Origin of the sequence: Lentzea albidocapillata, from assembly GCF_000719115.1 — a bacterium.
Taxonomy (GTDB): Bacteria; Actinomycetota; Actinomycetes; order Mycobacteriales; family Pseudonocardiaceae; genus Lentzea; species Lentzea albidocapillata.
The window spans coordinates 93,806-112,803 of sequence record NZ_JOEA01000021.1 but is presented as its reverse complement, the minus strand read 5'-3'; the positions used below and the strand labels follow the sequence as shown (position 1 = coordinate 112,803).

Sequence of the window (18,998 nt, the reverse complement as noted above, 5' to 3'; positions counted from 1 at the left end):
GATCACTTCTTGGTGGGCTCGGGCTTGTGGACCTTCACCGATTCCTGGGCGACCTTGTCGGCGTCCATCGCCTTCTCGGGCGCCTCGTTGACGATCGTCGTGCCGTCCGAAGCGGTGAACTGCTTCTTGAACTCGGACACGGCGGCGGCAACGCGCTTCTGCGAGTCCTCGGGGAACTTCTTGGTCTCGACGATGCTACTCAGAACGTCCGCGTGGTTGCGGCGCAGCGAGTCCTTGAAGTCCGCGACGAACCGGCGGATGTCGGCGACGGGAACGTCGTCCAGGTGACCCTTGGTCGCGGCGAAGATCTCGACGACCTGCTCCTCGACGGGCACCGGGGAGTACTGGCCCTGCTTGAGCAGCTCGACCAGACGGGCACCGCGGTCCAGCTGGGCGCGCGACGCGGCGTCGAGGTCGGACGCGAACGCGGAGAAGGCCTCCAGCTCGCGGAACTGCGACAGGTCGAGGCGCAGCGAGCCCGCGACGTCCTTCATCGCCTTGATCTGCGCGGCGCCACCGACGCGGGAAACGGAGATACCCACGTTGACGGCCGGGCGCACACCGGCGTTGAACAGGTCGGACTCGAGGAAGCACTGACCGTCGGTGATCGAGATGACGTTGGTCGGGATGTACGCCGACACGTCGTTCGCCTTGGTCTCGATGATCGGGAGACCCGTCATCGAACCGCCGCCGAGGTCGTCCGAGAGCTTCGCGCAACGCTCGAGGAGACGCGAGTGCAAGTAGAAGACGTCGCCGGGGTAGGCCTCGCGGCCCGGCGGGCGGCGCAGCAGCAGCGAGATCGCGCGGTACGCCTCAGCCTGCTTGGTCAGGTCGTCGAAGATGATCAGGACGTGCTTGCCCTGGTACATCCAGTGCTGGCCGATGGAGGAGCCGGTGTACGGCGCCAGCCACTTGAAGCCGGCGGAGTCAGAAGCGGGGGCGGCGACGATCGTCGTGTACTCGAGTGCGCCCGCCTCCTCCAGCGCGGCCTTGACGCCCGCGATGGTGGAGCCCTTCTGGCCGATGGCGACGTAGACGCAGCGGACCTGCTGCTTCGGGTCGCCCGACTCCCAGGCCTTCTTCTGGTTGATGATCGTGTCGATGCAGACCGCGGTCTTGCCGGTCTTGCGGTCACCGATGATCAGCTGACGCTGACCGCGACCGATCGGCGTCATCGCGTCGATGGCCTTGATGCCGGTCTGCATCGGCTCGGACACCGGCTGACGCTGCAGCACGGAAGCCGCCTGCAGTTCCAGGGCGCGGGTGTCGTCGGCGACGATGTCACCGAGGCCGTCGATCGGCGTGCCCAGCGGGTTGACGACACGACCGAGGAAGCCGTCGCCGACCGGCACGGACAGGACCTTGCCCGTCCGGCGGACCTCCTGGCCCTCTTCGATCTTGTCGAAGTCACCGAGGATGACCGCACCGATGTTGCGGACCTCGAGGTTCAGGGCGACACCGAGGACGCCACCGGGGAACTCGAGCAGCTCGTTGGTCATCGCGCCAGGAAGGCCCTCGACGATGGCGATGCCGTCGTAGGTCTCGGCGACGGTACCGACCTCTTCCCGGCTGACCTCCGGGGAGTAGCTCGAGACGTACTTCTCGATCGCACTGCGGATCTCGTCCGACGAGATCGTCAGCTCCGCCATGTCGTTCCTGCTCTCACTTCTTCGTTCTTGGGAAAGGGCTCGGGGGCTAGCTGGCGAGATTGCGGCGCAGTGCCGCCAACCGGCCGGCGATGCTTCCGTCGATGATCTCGTCGCCGATCTTGATCGTGAGGCCGCCGCGCAGTGCGGGGTCGACCTCGACGTGCAGAGCGATCGGACGCGAGTAGATCGTGGTCAGCGTCGCGGTCAGGCGGTCGACCTGCTCCGCGGTCAGCGCCACGGCGGACCGGACGTGCGCGACGGAACGCTGACGGCGCTTGGCCGCCAGGTCGGCGAGCTCGGAGAGCCCGTCCGCCACACGCACTCCGCGCGGGTTGCGAACCAGCTGGTCCACCAGCGTCTTGGTGACCGGGCTGACCTTCCCCTCGATCAGGGAGTCGACCAGCGCGACCTTGCCGGAGGCGTCACCGGCGGGGTCCGCCAGCAACAGCTCGAGCTCGTTCGAACCAGCCACGATGCGGCCGAGCCGGAACAGCTCGTCCTCGGTCGAGTCCAGCTGGCCGTCTCGCTCGGCACGCACCAGCAGCGTGGTGCGGGCGAGCGACTCGACACCGTCCACGAGCTCGCGCGGGCTGGACCAGCGCGAGGTCACGACGGCGACCACGATCTGCAGGGTCGCGTCGCTCACCTTGCCCGCGAACAGGCCGCGAACCAGCTGCTCACGACCGGCGGCCTCGGACGAGGCGTCGGCGAGCGCGCCACGCAGCGACCGCTGACCGATCAGCAGGTCGAGCACGGCGAAGAGCTCCTCGCCGAGCTTGGCGAGGTCGTCCGTCGACGTGGTGGCGTCGGCCAGCTCCAGCAGCCGCAGTTCTGCGGCTGCCAGAGCTTCACGACTTGCGGCATGCAACGTCATCGGCAGCCTCTACTTGCTCGCGGGCGCCGCGACGGCGTCCAGCTCGTTGAGGAAGCGGTCGACGGTGCCGCGGCGACGGGAGTCGTCCTCGAGGGACTCGCCCACGACCTTGCTCGCCAGTTCGACAGCGGTGCGGCCGAGGTCGGCACGCAGCTCCGCGACGATCTGGGCGCGCTGAGCGTCCAGCTGGTGCTGGCCCTGCGCGACGATGCGCGCCGACTCGGCCTGCGCCTGCTCACGCATCTCCTCGACGATCTGCAGGCCCTCGGCCCGTGCGTCGTCGCGGATGCGTGCGGCCTCGGCGCGAGCCTCGGCCAGCTGCTCCTTGTACTGCTCGAGAGCACGCTGGGCCTCGGCCTGAGCCTGCTCAGCCTTCTCGATGCCACCCTCGATCTTGGCCGTCCGCTCCTCGTACAACGCCTCGAAGCGCGGTGAGACGAACTTCTTGATGACGAAGAGGAGGAGCAGGAACGCGACGAGACCGAGGATGATCTCCGAGGTATGCGGAATGACCGGGTTGATCGGTCCCTCCGCAGCCAGGATGAGGGTGTCCATCACGCGGGTTCTCCTAACGCGTTGAAGGGTTAGGTCAGACCGCGGTCGCGATGAAGTAAACGACGAAGCCGATCAGCGCGAGGACCTCGACGATGGCGAAGGTGGTCCACGCGAGGCCGAGCAGCACGCCGCGGGCCTCGGGCTGGCGGGCGGTGCCGCTGATGACCGAGGAGAAGATCAGACCCACACCGATGCCGGGGCCGATCGCGGCGAGGCCGTAACCGATGGCCGCAAGACCCGGGTTGATGTTTCCGTCGAAGGCCTGGGCGATCTGGAGAGCGCTCACTGTTGCTGTTCCCTTTCCAACTCGGCCCGCGAGTGTTCGCGGATCGGAGGCTGTGTGCTGTTACTCAGTGCTCTTCTGCCAGCGCCATGCCGATGTAGCTGGCAGACAGCAGCGCGAAGATGTAGGCCTGCAGGCACATGATCAGTGCCTCCAGGAAGGTCAGCGCGATGGCGAAGGCGAAGGACACCGGCGCCACGATGACGGTCAGTCCGCCATTGAGCAGCAGGAACTCACCGGCCAGGGTGAACACCAGCAGCAGAAGGTGACCCGCGAACATTGCGGCGAACACTCGGATCGCCAGCGTGAGCGGGTTCAGGATGAACTTCTGGAAGAACTCGATCGGGATCAGCAGCGGGAGCACGAACCACGGCGCGCCCGGCGGAACCGTCTGGTGCTTCAAGTAACCCACGAAGCCGTGCCGTTTGAACCCGACGAAGTGGTACACCGGGTAAACAACGAGCAACGAAACGGCCAGCGGGAAGCCGATGTGCGACATCGTGGGGAACTGGACGATCGGGATGAGCCCGAACAGGTTGTTCACCAGGATGAAGCAGAAGATCGTGAGGACCAGCGGGACGAACGGCTTGAAGTCCTTCGCGCCGATCTGTTCCCGGGCAATGTTGTTGCGCCCGAAGTCGTAAAGCGACTCGGCGGCGAACTGGAACTTGCCGGGAACGACCTTGAGGTTACGGGTCGCCGCAATGAAGAAGACGGCGATGATCACGATCGACAGCACCAGCAGGACCATCGGCTTCGTGACCGAGCCGAAGATCGGCGGGAGGAAGAAGTCCTTCACACCGGGAGCGACGAACTCGCCCCCCGAAGCCAGCAACTTGGTCACTGTGTTCCTTCCGGTTCTCCCGGCCGGCGTTCACTCCGCCGGGGGAATCGTCACGATCTGGACTTAACGTACCTTACGGTTCGCAAGCGACTGCCAGAGGCACCCCTGCTATCGGGTGTCCCTGGTCTGCGCGGACCATATCAGCAGGTCTCAGGTGCCTTCGGAGGCGGGGACCACCATCTGACTACGGCTGCGCTTGGAGGCTCTGGCCTCCAGGAACGACGTCACGAGCACCGTCGCCACCAGGGTGATTCCCAGCGCCTTGGGTTCGAGCCACGACTGGTTGCGCAGCAGGATCACCGCGAGTAGCAGCACGATCAGCTTGCCCATGAATCCGCCGAGTGCGGCGACCATCACGAACATCGGATCGAGTGCCGCCGTCTTGCGCATCAACAACAACGTGGCAAGGCTCGAACCGATGGCGATCGCACCACCGATCAATGCCCCGAAGAGACCAGCGGTCCCCCAGATCACAGTTGACACGACGACGCCGAGGACAAACGTGCCGAGCGCGGCCCACGCGGCCTCGCGGAACATTTCCCCGGCGAGTCGCTGGACGGTCAGCTCATGCGTGACGGCCTTGTCCGCGTCGCTCATGTCCCGAAGTCTAGGAACCCGCATTCCAGCACCTGCGGGCAGCCCTCGTTAACGCCGGTTAAGCGGCCCCAAACAAGATGCCGTACCAAATTCCGCCTACTTGCGGGCATCCCGCAGCCGTGGGATCACGGAGACCACGAACGTCACGATCAGCCCGATGACGAAGCACGTGGCCACGATGATCGGGTCGAACAACGTCAGCGCCACCGCGCCGAAGGCCAGGACGCCGGCCCACAAGTAGATAAGCAGCACTGCGCGGCGCTGCGAGTGCCCGATCTCCAGCAACCGGTGGTGCAGGTGCATCTTGTCCGGGGAGAACGGGCTCTCGCCGCGCCGCGTGCGACGAATGATCGCCATCAGCAGGTCGAGCAACGGCACGAACAGCACCGCGGCGACCACGATCAGCGGCGAGAGCAGACCGAGCAGGTCGGCCGCGCTGCCGGTGGCCTGGTTGATCTTGCCCGACGCGCTGGTGGTGGCGGCGGCGAGCATGAGGCCGATGAGCATGGAGCCCGAGTCACCCATGAAGATGCGCGCGGGATTGAAGTTGTGCGGCAAGAAGCCCAGACACGCACCCGCCAGCACGGCGGCGATCAGGGCCGGCGGATAGGCCTCGACGGCACCCTGGCGTTCGACCAGCAGACCGATCGAGAACGCGGCCGTCGCGGCGGCGGCGATGAGGCCGATGCCGGCGGCGAGTCCGTCGAGGCCGTCGACGAAGTTCATCGCGTTGATCATGGTGACCGCGAGCAGCACGGTCAGCAACGCGCCCTGGTTCTGGTCGAGCGAGATGGTCGCGCCGCCGTCCCACGGCACCCACGCGATCATCCACTGCAGGCCGAACAGCACGAGGATGCCCGCCGCCGTGACCTGACCTGCGAGCTTGGTGAGCGAGTCGAGCTCGAACCTGTCGTCGATCGCACCCACGAGCACGATGACGCCGCCCGCGACGATGACGCCCCACGGGTCGTTGGAGAAGTCGAACGCTGCCCGCAGCACCGGCAACTGGTGCGCCACGAACATGCCGGCGAGCACGCCGCCATAGATGGCGACACCACCCATGCGCGGCATCGGCTGCACGTGCACGTCTCGTTGCCGCGGATAGGCCACCGCCCCGAGCCGGAACGCCATCGCGCGCACCAGGCCGACGAGCAGGAACGTCACGACGGCAGCGATCAACGCGACGAGCAGGTACTCGCGCACGGGAAGGACGAACGAGGATGCGGGCCCCACGGGCCTACCAATCAATCGGGGGTGTTCGGGGTGCTCGCCACGGTACTCGCGGCGACCATGATCAATTCTGGCAGCCGCTCGCTACCGAGCGACCTCGACCTCGATGCCGAGCACCTCGTTGACGTCTTCTTTGGTGACCGCACCCTCGCGAAGGATCAGCGCGTCGGGCCCGGTGAGGTCGACGATGGTCGACGCGACGTTCTCGCCACTCAGCCCACCGTCGAGGTACACGGGCACCGCGTCACCGAGCTGGTCACGAGCCTCCTGCGCACTGGACGCCGGCGCGTGCCCGGTCCTGTTGGCGCTGGACACGGCCATCGGCCCGACGTCGCGCAACAACTCCAGGGCAACGGGGTGCAACGGCATACGCAGCATGACCGTGCCGCGCGTCTGCCCCAGATCCCACGCCAGGCTCGGCGCGTGGGGCAGCACAAGGCTCAGCCCGCCCGGCCAGAACGCCTCGATGAGCGCCCGCGCCTGCCGCGGCACGCTGAGAACCAGCCCGTCGATGGTGGTCCAGGACCCGACCAGCACGGGCACGGGCATGTCGGGCCCGCGCCCCTTGGCGTCGAGAAGACTCCGGACGGCTTCGGCGTCGAACGCGTCGCAGCCGAGCCCGTAGACGGTGTCGGTGGGAAGGACGACAAGGCGCCCGCTCCGCACCGCGCCGGCGGCAGCGGCGAGTCCCGCCGCGCGATTGCCCGGTTCGCTGCAGTCGTAGACCGTGCTCACCTCGGTGAGCCTAGCCAGCCCCGCCGATCTCGTCGCATCCGGCCTGGTCGGTTTTGCCCGAGGGGCAAACCCTCCCCGTGGGCCGGGCGGGTGGCTTTCTTGGCGAGTGCTTTGCCCACATCCCGTGACCGCGGCGTTCCCCGATCCCGATCTCGTCAAGCTCAGCGAGGAGATCATCGAGCTTTCCACCGCGTGGCTCGGTACCGGCCTGGACAAGGTCGGCGAGTTCGCCCGCGATCCCGGCACCGCACTTCCGTCCGCTAAGGACGACTGAGCAACGAGCCTCACCGCGTCGCGGCTCGACCTGCGCCAGGTTGGGGTGGAACTGGGTCTTCACCGCCGCCGCTGAATGCCTTGAGGGGAAAGACTTGTAGAACGCCTCAGTGCCGGCGATGTCGCAGGGGGTGCTTCTCCAGGTTGAGGAGGGCGCGGATGCGTTCGTCGAACGACGGCTTGGTGCGTTGCCACCAGCCGCGCCGGTGCACTTCGCGGGCGAGCGTGCGCAAGGGTCAATGACGAGTGCACGAACATCCCCGGCCTGCTCCAAGCGGCAGCCAGGAGAACTGCGTCGAGGTGGTGCTGACCACCACCCGCGCAGGCGTCCGCGACTCCAAACGCCTTCCGGACCTGCGCTTACGTTCTCACTTAGCGCGTTCAAGCGCTTCCTGACCAGGCAAAGTTTTAATCCAAACAGGGTTAAGTAGTTCAACGCATCCCCCGAACGGACGCGCTTCGGTATGGTCATGAGCCGACCACAGAGCGCAATCGGGGAGGGTCGAGCTTCTGTGTCTGAAGAAGTGGTGACAAGCGGCAAAGTCGCAGGCAGCGCGTGGGACAGCATCTTCGGTGGCGGCTTGAGCGCCGTCATGGATGCCGGCCGGGCCGTAGCGGCAGCCGTGGAGACCCAGCAACTGTCCGTCGACCCGCAACTGGTCGACGCCATGATCAAAAAGCTGACCGAGATGAGCGACGCTCTCGAGAACGTCGCAATGAACGCCGGCGACCTCAGCATGGACACCAAGCTCGGTGGCGGCTACGCAGAAGCGATCAGTCAGGGAAATCGCACTTTCGGCCAAGCGGCCCAAAAGACACTCGTAGACATGGCCAAGGCGATTGAGAGCCTGAAGACGCAGATTGAGAAGAGTCGAGCGTCCTACAAGGCCGTTGATCAATCAAGCGCCGATGCACTGAAGAAACTCGACGGGAAGTAATGAAGCGCATCCTAATTGCCACAGCGATCGGCCTCGTGGCCCTCACTGCCGGATGCACCGGCACAGCAGGCGACGCCAAGCCGACTTCGACGACCGGCGAAGCAACTCCGACCAGTGGCTCAGGTTCGGCATCAGGTCTGGAAGCGGTCAAGCCCTGCGATCTGCTCACTGAAGCCGAAGTCACCAGCCTGGGACTGAACTCCCCAGGCAAGGCGGAGCAAGTCGCCAGCTCAGACGGCTGTAACTGGACCAAGAGCGGCGCTGGCGGTCTTCGTACGGGCATCCGGACTAAGACCGGCGTCGCAGACCTGAGTCTCGACGGTGAAAAGATCACTGACATCAAGGTCGGCAAATATGACGCGAAGAAGGTTGAGGCTGCAGACCGCGCAAAGCACCTTTGCACGATCGCAATCTCAGTAAGCGAGTCATCGTCCGTTGTGGTGATTGGCAACATCGGCCTTACCTCTGAGGACACCGCTGCCGCCTGCGAACGGTCCTCAAAGGCCGCCGAACTGATCGCACCGAAACTCCCGTAACGCCGCCCGAGGGGGGAATCTCATGGCACCCGTCAAACCTACCGTCCCACATCCGAACGCGAACTATCCCGGCCAGCAGCACGAAGAAATGAAGAAGCTGGTCACCGAGAAGTACGACCCCAGCGCCGCGAACCAGGTGATCGATGCCTGGGGAGCACTAGGGTCGCGGTTCAAGGAACTGGCTACCGACTTCAGCATTCTGGTCAACGGCTCGCAGTCGGCGTGGACGGGCAAGGCTGCCGAGGGGGTTCGGGCTGCGCTCAACAAGGTGGGGACGTTCGCGGACAACACCGGCGAGGGTTTCGTGCGCACCTCCAGTGCCATCGCGCAGCAACGGGACGCGGCGGTGCAGGCGAACCGCAGCATGCCCGAACCGGTCAGCTTCAGCCCGATGGACATCATGAAGAAGTACGCCGCGCCTTCGATCATCTTCCCGCCCGCCATGGCGGGCGCACCGTTCGAAATGCTCTCCAAGCACAACGAACAGCAAGAGGCGAAGGCCGAAGCCGTTCAGGTCATGCAGACGCGTGACAACACGATGATGTCCGCGGCGATGTCCATGCCCACCATGCAATCCACTCCGCAGGTCACGCAGGACCAAGGCGTCACGCAGACCAGCAGCAGCTCGAGCACGAGCAGCCTGAGCAACGTCAACGCCAATCAGCGGTTCAGCAACAGCAGCAACACCGGCATGCCATCGATGCCTCCGGGCTCCAACAACGGCACGACCAACACCGCGTGGACCGCGCCTCAGGTCAAGGACCCGTCCCTGCAGCCCGGCAACAACCAGAACAACCCCGGTGGCCAGAACCGGCCGCCGTTCACCCCGCCCGGCATGCTGCCGCCTCCCGGTATGCGTCCGCCCGGCGGCGGTCTGCAAGGACGACCTCCCGGTAGCGGCCCGGGCATGCGTCCCGGCGGCCCCGGAGGCGGCGGTTCCGGTGGTGGCGCAGGTGGTCGCGGCATGGGTCCGGGAGGCATGGGTGGCGCGGCCTCCGGGCGTGGCATGGGCAGCTTCGGCCCCGCCAACCCCGGCGGCAGCGCCGGAGTCATGGGCAACGGCCCAGGCGGAGCCGGAGCAGGCGCGGGTGCGGGTGCCGCGGGACGTGGCGCGGCTGGTGCCGGCGGCATGGGTGCCGGCGCCGGTGCGGGCAAGGGTGGCGAGGAGGACAAGGAGCACAAGTCCAACTACCTCCTCCCGACCGACGAGTTCTTCGACGACGATCGCATGGTCGCGCCGCCGGTGATCGGCGGATGAAGCAGATCGCCCAGCTCTCCCTGCCCGCGTTCGAGGTCCTCTGGGAGGACCTGCGGGCGGGGAGCATCCCGTACCCGTTCGACATCAGCCAGCACGGCGAGACGCTCGACGAGCGCGCCCGCATCAAGGCCGCCGTGCACGCCGATCTCGAACGCCGGAACCTGGTGCGGCGCGGCAGGCCGGAGCCTGATCTCGAGGACGCGCTGAACCTGTTGGCGCGGCCCGAACTCCGTGTCATCGCGCTCTGCATCCCGGACATGAACCAGCAGAAACTCGTCCGCGCCAGTGTGGTGGCGCGCGGCGGTTACGCGGTGCTGGTGACCCAGGAGGACACCGGCATCACGTTGAGTCTGGTGCAGCCCAACGAGATCGCCACCTGCCTCGCGAACGCCATGCCGCGAGGCAGGCCGGGGCCGGGCAAGCTCGTGACCGTGCCGGCGCAGGCGTTCGAAAACCAGCCGCAGCAACAAGAAGGCTTCCGGCAGTCGGTCCGCACGGCGGAGAACGACGAGGTCCGCATCGCCAAGCAGATGCTGACCGGCCCCGCCATTGGTAACGGCCACTTCCTCGTTCAGCTGGGACAGGGCCGCACCACCCGTGACTTCCCGCCCGTCACGTGGATCGACACCAACCAGGGCCGCTACGCCAACGTCGAGACCCGCAAGGGCTGGTTCACGATCAGCCCCGCCGACAACGTGGGTCTGGCACGACACCTCGGACAGGTTCTGGCGATGACGAGCGAGCGATGAATCCGGAACAGATGATCGCGGACCTGGAGTCCAAGGCCAGCAGCTCCAGCAACGCTCGCAGCAGATGCAGGAACAGATCCAGCACGCCGGCAGCACCATCACCTCCCCCAACGAGGCGGTGACAGTCAAGATCGCACCGAACGGCGCGTTGCAGCACATCGAGTTCTCACCTGCCGCGATGCGCCTGACGCACGTGCAACTGGGCCAGCTCGTGATGCACACCGTACAGAAGGCCCAGATCCAGGCCGCCGAGCAGATCGCGTCCATTGTGGAGCCCGAGTTCGGCGGCACCGAGGCGATGGATTTCATGACCTGACCCTCTTCAGGCGGTGGTGGCGGGTCCTCTTCCTCCGGCTGCGGGATGAAGCTGCGCAGGTTGCCGACGGCGGTGGCGAGCTCCCTGATCGCGGCAGTGGTGCCCTGCGCCCACTCCTGTGCGTTCGCAGCGAAGAAGGACAGCAACTGGCCGAACGTGTCGCCGCCCAGGTCGACCACGGCCGCTTAGAGCTGGACCGGTTTCGGCGACAGCCTCGGAAACCCCGACAACTACCCGGGTGCTGGCCCTGTCGAGTCGATGGCCCAGACCATCGACTCCGCGAAGCGCCTGGGGGAAGGGGATTTCGGGCAGCTCGGTCGCGACGTTCTCAGTATGGCTGTCGGCCGCGGTGCGGTGGTACTCGGCAAGATCACGCAACAGCTGGCCAAGCTGGTCAAGCTCGTCATGCGCATCATGAGCCGCGTCAAAGGGCTCTTCGGACAACTGGGCGACGCACTCAAGCGACTGGAGGAACTGGGGCAACACGCGCCCGTCGCTCAGCGACGCCGGTGACAAGCTCAAGCAGGCCGGTCGCGAGTTCAAGGACGGCTACGGGGACGCGGGCAACGTCTGGAAGGACAAGTACGAGGAACCCTGGAGTAGCAGGGAAAGGATCAAGCAGCGCCGAAGGTTCTTGTCGCGGCAGCCTGCTCGCCTTGGGAATCATCGTGGGCAGCTTCCTGCTCATGGCGGTCGGCAAGGCTTTCATCGTCGTGGCGTTGGCCATGGTCGTATGCTTGATCTTCTACGTCCTCGACCTGGGGGGCTACCGGCCCAAGCCGTCGAGGTGGGCCGGTCTGCCCGCCATGGCGCTCGGCATCGTCACCATTTTTCCCGCGAACATCGGCAGTCACTCCCTCTGGCTCACCGCCTACGGGGGACCCTGCACCGCACCGTCACCAGCGTCGAGACGCACGTGCACCGACGCAGTCCGAACACCTACAGCAACGAGCTGCAGTGCGGTGACCGGAAGGTGACGTACCTGCCCAGCATGTACCGCGAGGTGCACGAAGTCGGCGCGGAGATGGACATCGTCGTCGACAAGAGCGGGTTCGTCCCCAACCTCGAACCCGACAAGGTCGGGCTGGGGCACAGCCTCGCCCTGCTCATGAACGCGGCGTTCATCTTCCTCGTCGCCTGGTTCCCGGTCCGCTCACCCGTGCCGGCAGAAGAGCAGGAGTAGGCGCACACGCGGTCACGCGCGAGGCGGCGGATCCTCGTAGCGCGTGACCGCGTGCCCTCCCCGCGGCGAACATACGACCATTTGGCCCCAACGTGACCAAACGTCGTGTTTTTGGCCAGGATTTGGCCACTCCGCCCCCGACTCCACGGCGAGTGGTGGCGCGCCCGGCAAGCGAGTAATTTGCCCTCGTTCGGCGCATTGACAATGCGTGTTTCCGTCGTCTTCACTCCATTCCGATCAGGAACGACTATTGTTCCACCATCAGAGTTCAATTACGTGCCGTTGTTGTCTTATCATGCCCCTGACCAGCACAAACACAGAGCACTCGATTCAATGACAGAAAGTGGACAGGACGATGTCAACTCCCGCGTCGGCGACGGGAAACGATTCTCCGAAGTTGCGCGACGACACGACCCGCTTCCTCTGCGGAGCCGCTCACCGCGACGAGGAGTTCGCGGATTCAGCCATTCGCGAGTACCTCGTGGAGGCCACGCGGTCGATTCCGCGTTCGCCAGGCGTCAACTCCGGCGCGGTGTTGCGGGAGGCGGTGGCGGCACGTACGCGGCGCAAGGTGCGCGACGGGGTGCTGCTGGTGCTGGCGCTGGTGGCGCTGTTCGCCGCCGGCGGGACGTTGCTCACGGGGTGGCTGGTGGTCGCGGCGATCGCGGCGATGGGGACCGGGGCGCGCGTGGCGTTCACGCGGCCGCGGCGGGTGGTCACGGAGCGCGGGCCGGCCGTGCTCGGCTCGATCGTCAGCGTGATCGCGCTCTTCTTCGTGCTGTACAAGCTCATGGACGAGCTCGCCGCCTCCAGCGAGTACTGCAGGCCCAGGTACGAGGAGTGCGGGACGGAGAGCAGCGGCGGCGCGGTCGCGGCGTTGATCATCGCGATCGCGCTGATCTTCGCGGTGCTGCTCGCGGATCGGGTCGTGACGTGGCTGCTGGTCACGAAGAGCTTCCGGCGCGCCGGTTTCCGCACCAGCAAGGGCGAGGAAGAGCTGTGGCGCAACGAATGGGCGTTCCGGGGGCTTGGGCACGCGAGCTACGCCGAAGCGCTCGCGCTCTACCCGGTCGAGGAGAACGACGAGTCTGACGACGCGGACGGCGCGCAGGTGATCGTCTACCACGGTTATCGGCCGTTCGTCGGCTCCGGCACGATGTTCGAACCGTGGTCCATGGCGCTGCCCCTGAAGCCCGCCGAGGAGAAGATGGACGCGCCGCTGCCCGGATTCGCCCTCCAGGAGCTGTACGAACGCATCACGAGCGAGCTGGTCAAGACGGGCCGTTCGCCGTCGCTCTCGCCCGGCCATCGGCTGCGCGGCCTCAGGACCGGCGACCGCGTCGTCATCTCCTCGGTCGAGCTGATCGACCACATCGACGACGCCGAAGCACGGATCGTGTTGCCCGACAAGGATTATTCACCCCAGGACACGGTCAGCCGGTCCGTTGTGGACGAGCTGATCGCCAGGCCGATGGAGTGGATGCGCTACTTCCGCTCGTTCCAGGTCGAAACGTGGGACCGCGACGTCGTGATCTCCGCGTACCTGACGTTCGGGCTCGACGACGAGATGCTCTACGTCGAGTGGACGCCGTGCATCCTGCATCCGATCAACTCCGAGCACCGCAAGATCGACGTGCTGTCGGCGCAGTCCCTGCGGCCGTTCGCGGAGGCGATCGTGGACCTGCTGAAGTTCCCGGCGTCGATACCGAAGCGGTTCGCCACGGCGGTCGGCTGGATGAACCCGATTCATCAAGCTGAGGGCACGTACGTCGCGGAACGCTACGGCGCCAGCAACAGTCTGCGCGAACTCGCAAGCAGGAGCCAGGTCGACAACTACTTCCAGCTCACCGACGTCGAGCGCTACATCAAGGTGCTGGAGTCACGGCTGCTGCGCACGCTCGGCGAGTTCCTGGAGAGCAAGGGCATCTCGGTCACCGAGTTCATGGAGCAGGCCATGCAGGTGACGAGCAATAACGTGCACATCACCGGCCCGGTGATCTCCAGCAACATCGGCACGTCGGGCAAGGCACGCACGGGCAAGGCGAGCGTCGGCAAGGGAAACTCATGAACGACCGCGACTTCGAGATCCAAGGGCCGGTGATCGGCAGCAACGTCGGCACCAGCGGACATGCCAGGACCGGGGACGTCCACATCGGACACATCAAGGACGTGAGCACCGTGCTGCGGCTGCTCGACGAACTGCGCGAGGACCTGAACAAGGCCCAGGCGCCCACGTCCACGATCGAGGCGGTGGACGACCTCCGCGCCGAAGCCCGCAAACCCCGGCCCAGCAAGGACGTCGCGGGCCACCTGATGGACAAGCTGTCAGATCGCGGCCTGGGCGAGCAGGTGAAGGACCTCTCGAAGGCCTTCGACGCCCTGTTCTGACCCGCTAACCGACCTTGCGGGCGGTCGCGAACCGTGGCCGTCCCGCGAGGTCGGCGTGGCCGGTCACCTCCGTGAGCACCCGGCGCGCGGCCAGCAGCGCCGGTACGGACTCCCCGTGCGTGTCGTCGTGCTCGATCCCGACGGACCCACCGGGCTTCAGCCACCGCGCGGCAGCCCGCACGACGTGCCGGATCACGTCCAGCCCGTCGGCGCCCGAGAACACGGCGTGGTGCGGATCGTGCACGCCCACCTCGGGCTGCACCGGAGTTCCTTCCGGCACGTAAGGCGGGTTGCACACCACGAGATCCACCAGACCGTCCAGATCGGACAGCAGCGACGGATCGGTGGCGTCACCCGAGTGCAGCCGGATCGGCGTGTCCCCGGCGGCCACGCGCGCGTCGGCGTTGCGCCGCGTCCACGACAGCGCCTGCGGGTCGATCTCCACCGCGTGCACCACCGCGTCCGGGCGGGCGGCCGCGATCGACAACGCCAGCGCGCCCGTTCCCGTGCAGAGATCCACGACAACGGGCGAAGAAACGCCGGCCAAGGACTTCAGGCCCCACTCCATCAGCAGCTCGGTCTCGGGCCGCGGCACGAACACCCCCGGCCCGACCTCCACGGAGATGGTGCCCATCGGGGCCCAGCCGAGGATGTGCTGCAACGGGATGCGCGAGGCGCGCACCCGCACGAGCTTGTGCAGCTGGTCGATCACCGACGGATCGACCAGCGGGATGAGCGGCAACCGCCCGCGCTCGACCCCGAGCACGTGCGCGGCCAGGTACTCCGCGTCGACGCGCGGACTGTCCACACCCGCCTCGGCGAGGATCTTGGCCGCCTCGGAGACGGCGAGGCGGAGCGGTTGCCGGTTCATCATCAGATGAGAAAACTACCTCAGAAGTTGATCATGTGCCCGGCCAGGCCGTGCACCGCTTCCTTGACGGCCTCGCTCAGGGTCGGGTGAGCGTGGACGTTGCGCGCGACCTCGTGGACGGTGAGGTCCCACTGCTGCGCCAGCGTGAGCTCGGGCAGCAGTTCGGTCGCCTCGGGGCCGATGATGTGGCCACCGAGCAGCTCGCCGTGCTTGCCGTCGCTGATCAGCTTCACGAACCCGCCCGGCTCGGCGAGGCCGTGCGCCTTGCCGTTCGCGGTGAACGGGAACTTCGCGACCTGGACGTCGTAGCCCTTCTCGCGCGCCTGCTTCTCGGTGTAGCCGAAGGAGGCGATCTGCGGCTGGCAGAACGTCGCCCGCGGGATCATCACGTAGTCGAGCTCCATCGTCTCGGCACCCGCGATGGTCTCCGAGGCGATGACGCCCATGGCCTCGGCGGTGTGCGCGAGCATCAGCTTCGCGGTGACGTCACCGATGGCGAAGATGTGCGGCACGTTGGTGCGGCCACGGCCGTCGATGTCGATCGCGCCGCGCTCGGTCAGCTTCACGCCGGTCTTCTCGAGGCCGTAGCCCTCGACGCGCGGCACGAACCCGATGGCCTGCATGACCTTGTCGGCCTCGAGGACTTCCTCGGCGCCGTTCTTCGACACGGTGACGCGGACCTTCGGGCCCGACTCGTCGATCGACTCGACACGCGTGCCGAGGCGCACGTCGACGCCCAGCTTCTTGTAGCGCTTGAAGAGCTCGGCGGACACCTCTTCGTCCTCGAGCGGCACCATCCGGTCGAGGAACTCGACGATGGTGACCTTCACGCCGTAGTTGTGCATGACGTAGGCGAACTCGACACCGATCGCACCCGCACCGGCGATGATGATCGACTCGGGCAGGTCCTCGGTCATGATCTGCTCTTCGTAGGTCACGACGCGATCGGACTTCTGCGTGTTCGGCAGCATCCGGGTCGTGGCGCCCACGGCGATGATCGCGTGGCCGAACGTGAGCGTCTCGTCCCCGACGGTCAGCGTGTGGTCGTCAGTGAAATTGGCCCACCCGTTGTACTCGGTGATGCCGTTCTTCTTCATGAGGAAGTGCACGCCCTTGACGCGCCCGTCCGCGACCTTGCGGCTGCGCTGCCACGCCGCGCTGTAGTCGAAGCTGACGGTGCCGTCGACCTTGATGCCGAACGTCTTCTGCTCGTGCGTGAAGAGGTGCGCCAGCTCAGCGTTGCGCAGAAGAGCCTTCGACGGGATACAGCCCACGTTCAGGCAGACACCGCCCCAGTACTTCTCCTCCACAATGGCGGTCTTCAGCCCGAGCTGAGCCGCACGGATCGCGGCGACGTAGCCGCCCGGACCCGCACCCACGACGACGACATCAAAGTGTGCGCTCATAAGCACACAACCTAGCTCCCGAGCTGCTCTCGCAAGAACTCAACCGTCCGTTTCCAGGCGTTCGCGCGAGCACGTGCGGTGGCCTGTGGAGCACCACCACCCGAGAAGGTGACGCCAGGCCCCGGATAGGTCACGTCGGTGGCCGGCCGGTGCGGTGGACCCGCGATCAGGTGTCCTGCCTCGGGATACACGACGTGCTCGTACGGGAACGGGTGCTCGTGGTCCTTCAGCCGCCGTAACGCGACCTCGCTGAGCTCGGCGCTGGGCCACCCGTCGTCCTGTCCGGACGAGATGAGCAACACACCCCCGACGATCCGTTCGACTCCGATCTCGGTGTCCTCCGGGATGCCGTCCTCCGTGCTGAACGCGAGCCTGAGCGGCACCGGTTCGCCGTTGACGATCCGCGCGCGCAGCTCGTCGCCGATCTCGTAGGGCAGATAGGGCAGCGGCTCGCCCTTGAGGGTCCACGACGCCGCCTCGTACGAGAGCTTCTGCAGCAGGTTGCCGCCGGGCCCGATGCCCTGCGTCACCACGCCGCTGCCCACCACGCTCACCACCGCGCTGACCTGAGAAAACGTGGCGCCGACGAGCAACGCCAGCTCACCGCCGCGCGATCCACCGACGACACCGATCTCGCCCACGCGTTCGGACAGGTAGTCGATGGCCTTGCCGAAGTACTCGAGCGGCACGTCGACGAGGTACTCCGGCAGGCCCTTCAGTCCGAAGTAGCCGAGCGCGAACGTGACGAACCCGTGCGCGGCCAGCAACGCCGCGTCAGTCTCCTGAAGCCCGCCCTCGGACCCGCCGAGCACGATGACGCCCGGTAGGTCGGCTCCGTCGTCCTCAGGGGCGAACAGCGTGCCGACCAGACCGTTCTCCCGGACCTCTAACCGCTCGACGCCCTCGGGGACGGACTGCCGTTCGAGCACGCGGTCCCCCACGCCCTCGACCGAGAGCACGGTGGGGCCCGCCTTGCCGCCGGTGCGTTCCAACGACCAGAACAGCCCCATCGGGTCGACGCCGCGATAGCTGCCATCGGCTGGTGCGTGCCGCGTGAGGTCTACGACTCCACGGTCGTCAGCCTCGAACACCGCACGAGAGGCGCGATCACCGGTGGAAAGCTGCACGGTGATCGATTGGCCGGGTTTCAGCCCGGCGACGATCACGTCGACCGGCTGGTCGAGGGGCGCTGTCTGCGGACTAACCAGGATCTCGGCCACAACGCGCCCCTCTCACGTCGGATTACCCGCCTGCGAGCCGTTCTGCCCGGTCAGCGGCGGCCAGTGCGTCCACCACCGCGTCCAGGTCACCGTCGAGCACCTGGTCCAGGTTATGCGCTTTGTACCCAACCCGGTGATCGGAGATGCGTGATTCGGGGAAGTTGTAGGTCCTCACCCGTTCACTGCGGTCGACGGTGCGGATCTGGGTGCGCCGCGCGTCCGACTGCTCCTGCGCCTTCTGCTCCTCGGCGAGGGCGACCAGACGGCTCTGCAGCACCTGCATGGCGCGAGCCTTGTTCTGCAGCTGGCTGCGCTCGTTCTGGCAGGACGTGACGATGCCCGTCGGCAGGTGCGTGATGCGGACCGCGGAGTCGGTGGTGTTGACCGACTGACCGCCCTTGCCGGACGACCGGTAGACGTCGATCCGCAGGTCCTTCTCGTCGATCTCGACCGCGGCGGTCTCCTCGGTCTCCGGGAACACGAGGACACCGGCGGCCGACGTGTGGATGCGCCCCTGCGACTCGGTGACGGGCACGCGCTGCACGCGGTGCACGCCGCCCTCCCACTTCAGCCGGCTCCACACCCCGTCCGGCACCGCGGTCTTGGCCTTGATGGAGACGGTGACGTCCTTGAACCCGCCCAGGTCGGAGTCGGTGCCGTCGAGCAGCTCGACCTTCCACCCCTGTCGCTCCGCGTAGCGCGTGTACATGCGCAGCAGGTCCCCGGCGAACAGCGCGGACTCCTCGCCACCCTCACCGGACTTGATCTCCAGCAGCACGTCGTCGCCGTCGTGCGGGTCACGCGGCAGCAGCAGCTCGTTGAGCTTCTCCTCCAGCTTGGGAAGCTGCTCCTCGATCTGCTCGACCTCCTCCTGGAAGGACCGGTCCTCGGCGGCGAGTTCCCTGGCCGCCTCCAGATCGCTCTTGGCCTGCTCGATCTTCCGCGCCGTCTGCACGATGGGCCCGAGCGCGGCGTACCGCTTGCCGAGCTTGCGCGCCCCCGTCTGGTCAGCGTGCACGGAGGGATCGGCGAGCTTCTTCTCCAGCTCGTCGTACTCGGCGAGCAAGCTGGCCAGCGACTGCGACACGTCTCC

At 66.6% G+C, this 18,998-nt stretch carries 23 protein-coding genes and 1 pseudogene; 11 read left to right on the top strand and 13 right to left on the bottom strand.

Going from position 1 to position 18,998, the window contains the following annotated elements:
* Positions 1-2: 2 nt before the first annotated feature.
* The 8 genes from atpA to IG04_RS0131860 all read right to left on the bottom strand — a co-directional run bounded on the left by atpA (position 3) and on the right by IG04_RS0131860 (position 6,767).
* Positions 3-1,649: a F0F1 ATP synthase subunit alpha gene (gene atpA / locus IG04_RS0131895; protein WP_030480450.1), complete on the bottom strand. Its 1,647-nt coding sequence runs from the start codon at positions 1,647-1,649 to the stop codon at positions 3-5.
* A gap of 46 nt (positions 1,650-1,695) precedes the next feature.
* The gene (locus IG04_RS0131890) at positions 1,696-2,529 is read right to left on the bottom strand and encodes a F0F1 ATP synthase subunit delta (RefSeq protein ID WP_173850031.1); all 834 of its coding nucleotides are present in this window, start codon (positions 2,527-2,529) and stop codon (positions 1,696-1,698) included.
* Between the two features lie 3 nt (positions 2,530-2,532).
* Positions 2,533-3,078, bottom strand: a complete 546-nt coding sequence (locus IG04_RS0131885) for a F0F1 ATP synthase subunit B (RefSeq protein WP_030480448.1) — start codon at positions 3,076-3,078, stop codon at positions 2,533-2,535.
* Between the two features lie 34 nt (positions 3,079-3,112).
* Positions 3,113-3,364 carry an ATP synthase subunit c family protein gene (locus IG04_RS0131880; protein WP_030480447.1) on the bottom strand — a complete coding sequence of 84 codons (252 nt, stop codon included), beginning with the start codon at positions 3,362-3,364 and terminating at the stop codon, positions 3,113-3,115.
* Positions 3,365-3,428: 64 nt separating this feature from the next.
* Positions 3,429-4,205, bottom strand: coding sequence for a F0F1 ATP synthase subunit A (gene atpB / locus IG04_RS0131875; protein ID WP_036016379.1), 777 nt, complete (start codon positions 4,203-4,205; stop codon positions 3,429-3,431).
* A gap of 150 nt (positions 4,206-4,355) precedes the next feature.
* Complete coding sequence (locus tag IG04_RS0131870; RefSeq protein ID WP_030480445.1) at positions 4,356-4,802, bottom strand: Cg1360 family ATP-synthase-associated protein; 447 nt, start codon at positions 4,800-4,802, stop codon at positions 4,356-4,358.
* A gap of 96 nt (positions 4,803-4,898) precedes the next feature.
* The gene (locus IG04_RS0131865; protein WP_030480444.1) at positions 4,899-6,035 is read right to left on the bottom strand and encodes a glycosyltransferase family 4 protein; all 1,137 of its coding nucleotides are present in this window, start codon (positions 6,033-6,035) and stop codon (positions 4,899-4,901) included.
* An 81-nt stretch (positions 6,036-6,116) separates the two neighbouring features.
* A complete protein-coding gene (locus IG04_RS0131860) occupies positions 6,117-6,767 on the bottom strand; it encodes an L-threonylcarbamoyladenylate synthase (protein ID WP_030480443.1) in 651 nt (216 codons plus the stop codon).
* 124 nt (positions 6,768-6,891) lie between these two features.
* Here IG04_RS0131860 and IG04_RS46780 point away from each other — a divergent pair, with 124 nt between their 5' ends.
* Complete coding sequence (locus tag IG04_RS46780; protein ID WP_157513034.1) at positions 6,892-7,041, top strand: hypothetical protein; 150 nt, start codon at positions 6,892-6,894, stop codon at positions 7,039-7,041.
* Positions 7,042-7,147: 106 nt separating this feature from the next.
* Here IG04_RS46780 and IG04_RS48715 read toward each other — a convergent pair whose 3' ends face one another.
* On the bottom strand, positions 7,148-7,273 hold the full coding sequence (locus IG04_RS48715) for a hypothetical protein (protein WP_276326721.1): 126 nt from the start codon (positions 7,271-7,273) through the stop codon (positions 7,148-7,150).
* Positions 7,274-7,286: 13 nt separating this feature from the next.
* On the opposite strand from IG04_RS48715, the gene IG04_RS49010 reads away from it, so the two are divergent.
* The 10 genes and pseudogenes from IG04_RS49010 to IG04_RS0131805 all read left to right on the top strand — a co-directional run bounded on the left by IG04_RS49010 (position 7,287) and on the right by IG04_RS0131805 (position 14,408).
* Positions 7,287-7,436, top strand: a complete 150-nt coding sequence (locus tag IG04_RS49010; RefSeq protein WP_084402182.1) for a DUF397 domain-containing protein — start codon at positions 7,287-7,289, stop codon at positions 7,434-7,436.
* 116 nt (positions 7,437-7,552) lie between these two features.
* A complete protein-coding gene (locus tag IG04_RS0131845; protein WP_159460525.1) occupies positions 7,553-7,978 on the top strand; it encodes a type VII secretion target in 426 nt (141 codons plus the stop codon).
* Positions 7,978-8,514, top strand: coding sequence for a DUF3558 family protein (locus IG04_RS45710; protein ID WP_084402180.1), 537 nt, complete (start codon positions 7,978-7,980; stop codon positions 8,512-8,514). The genes IG04_RS0131845 and IG04_RS45710 overlap by 1 nt, the downstream gene beginning before the upstream one ends.
* Positions 8,515-8,602: 88 nt before the next feature.
* Complete coding sequence (locus IG04_RS44420; protein ID WP_051771095.1) at positions 8,603-9,772, top strand: hypothetical protein; 1,170 nt, start codon at positions 8,603-8,605, stop codon at positions 9,770-9,772.
* On the top strand, positions 9,769-10,521 hold the full coding sequence (locus tag IG04_RS0131835) for an ESX secretion-associated protein EspG (RefSeq protein WP_030480440.1): 753 nt from the start codon (positions 9,769-9,771) through the stop codon (positions 10,519-10,521). The genes IG04_RS44420 and IG04_RS0131835 overlap by 4 nt, the downstream gene beginning before the upstream one ends.
* A 43-nt stretch (positions 10,522-10,564) precedes the next feature.
* A pseudogene (locus IG04_RS0131830) lies at positions 10,565-10,837 on the top strand (YbaB/EbfC family nucleoid-associated protein); the annotation flags it as partial.
* 258 nt (positions 10,838-11,095) lie between these two features.
* Positions 11,096-11,350 (top strand): hypothetical protein, encoded by a 255-nt coding sequence (locus tag IG04_RS0131820; protein WP_030480438.1) that lies wholly within the window; start codon positions 11,096-11,098, stop codon positions 11,348-11,350.
* Between the two features lie 403 nt (positions 11,351-11,753).
* On the top strand, positions 11,754-12,020 hold the full coding sequence (locus tag IG04_RS0131815) for a hypothetical protein (protein WP_030480437.1): 267 nt from the start codon (positions 11,754-11,756) through the stop codon (positions 12,018-12,020).
* A 397-nt stretch (positions 12,021-12,417) separates the two neighbouring features.
* Positions 12,418-14,088 (top strand): hypothetical protein, encoded by a 1,671-nt coding sequence (locus IG04_RS0131810; RefSeq protein WP_030480436.1) that lies wholly within the window; start codon positions 12,418-12,420, stop codon positions 14,086-14,088.
* Positions 14,085-14,408 carry a hypothetical protein gene (locus IG04_RS0131805; protein ID WP_030480435.1) on the top strand — a complete coding sequence of 108 codons (324 nt, stop codon included), beginning with the start codon at positions 14,085-14,087 and terminating at the stop codon, positions 14,406-14,408. Before IG04_RS0131810 ends, IG04_RS0131805 begins: the two co-directional genes overlap by 4 nt.
* Positions 14,409-14,412: 4 nt before the next feature.
* Here the strand turns inward: IG04_RS0131805 and prmC are convergent, their stop codons facing one another.
* From prmC to prfA, 4 genes are read right to left on the bottom strand one after another with little or no spacing between them, the layout of a single operon-like run.
* A complete protein-coding gene (prmC, locus tag IG04_RS0131800; protein ID WP_030480434.1) occupies positions 14,413-15,279 on the bottom strand; it encodes a peptide chain release factor N(5)-glutamine methyltransferase in 867 nt (288 codons plus the stop codon).
* A 20-nt stretch (positions 15,280-15,299) separates the two neighbouring features.
* On the bottom strand, positions 15,300-16,685 hold the full coding sequence (gene lpdA / locus IG04_RS0131795) for a dihydrolipoyl dehydrogenase (protein WP_030480433.1): 1,386 nt from the start codon (positions 16,683-16,685) through the stop codon (positions 15,300-15,302).
* Between the two features lie 11 nt (positions 16,686-16,696).
* Positions 16,697-17,905: an acyl-CoA thioester hydrolase/BAAT C-terminal domain-containing protein gene (locus tag IG04_RS0131790; RefSeq protein ID WP_051771090.1), complete on the bottom strand. Its 1,209-nt coding sequence runs from the start codon at positions 17,903-17,905 to the stop codon at positions 16,697-16,699.
* 22 nt (positions 17,906-17,927) lie between these two features.
* Complete coding sequence (prfA, locus tag IG04_RS0131785; RefSeq protein WP_030480431.1) at positions 17,928-18,992, bottom strand: peptide chain release factor 1; 1,065 nt, start codon at positions 18,990-18,992, stop codon at positions 17,928-17,930.
* Positions 18,993-18,998 lie beyond the last annotated feature (6 nt).

Coding starts and splice junctions, on each gene's coding strand:
- atpA (WP_030480450.1), bottom strand. CDS start 1,649: ATGGCGGAGCTGACGATCTCGTCGGACGAGATCCGCAGTGCGATCGAG.
- IG04_RS0131885 (WP_030480448.1), bottom strand. CDS start 3,078: ATGGACACCCTCATCCTGGCTGCGGAGGGACCGATCAACCCGGTCATT.
- IG04_RS0131870 (WP_030480445.1), bottom strand. CDS start 4,802: ATGAGCGACGCGGACAAGGCCGTCACGCATGAGCTGACCGTCCAGCGA.
- IG04_RS45710 (WP_084402180.1), top strand. CDS start 7,978: ATGAAGCGCATCCTAATTGCCACAGCGATCGGCCTCGTGGCCCTCACT.
- IG04_RS44420 (WP_051771095.1), top strand. CDS start 8,603: ATGAAGAAGCTGGTCACCGAGAAGTACGACCCCAGCGCCGCGAACCAG.
- IG04_RS0131835 (WP_030480440.1), top strand. CDS start 9,769: ATGAAGCAGATCGCCCAGCTCTCCCTGCCCGCGTTCGAGGTCCTCTGG.
- IG04_RS0131820 (WP_030480438.1), top strand. CDS start 11,096: ATGGCCCAGACCATCGACTCCGCGAAGCGCCTGGGGGAAGGGGATTTC.
- IG04_RS0131805 (WP_030480435.1), top strand. CDS start 14,085: ATGAACGACCGCGACTTCGAGATCCAAGGGCCGGTGATCGGCAGCAAC.
- prmC (WP_030480434.1), bottom strand. CDS start 15,279: ATGAACCGGCAACCGCTCCGCCTCGCCGTCTCCGAGGCGGCCAAGATC.
- lpdA (WP_030480433.1), bottom strand. CDS start 16,685: ATGAGCGCACACTTTGATGTCGTCGTCGTGGGTGCGGGTCCGGGCGGC.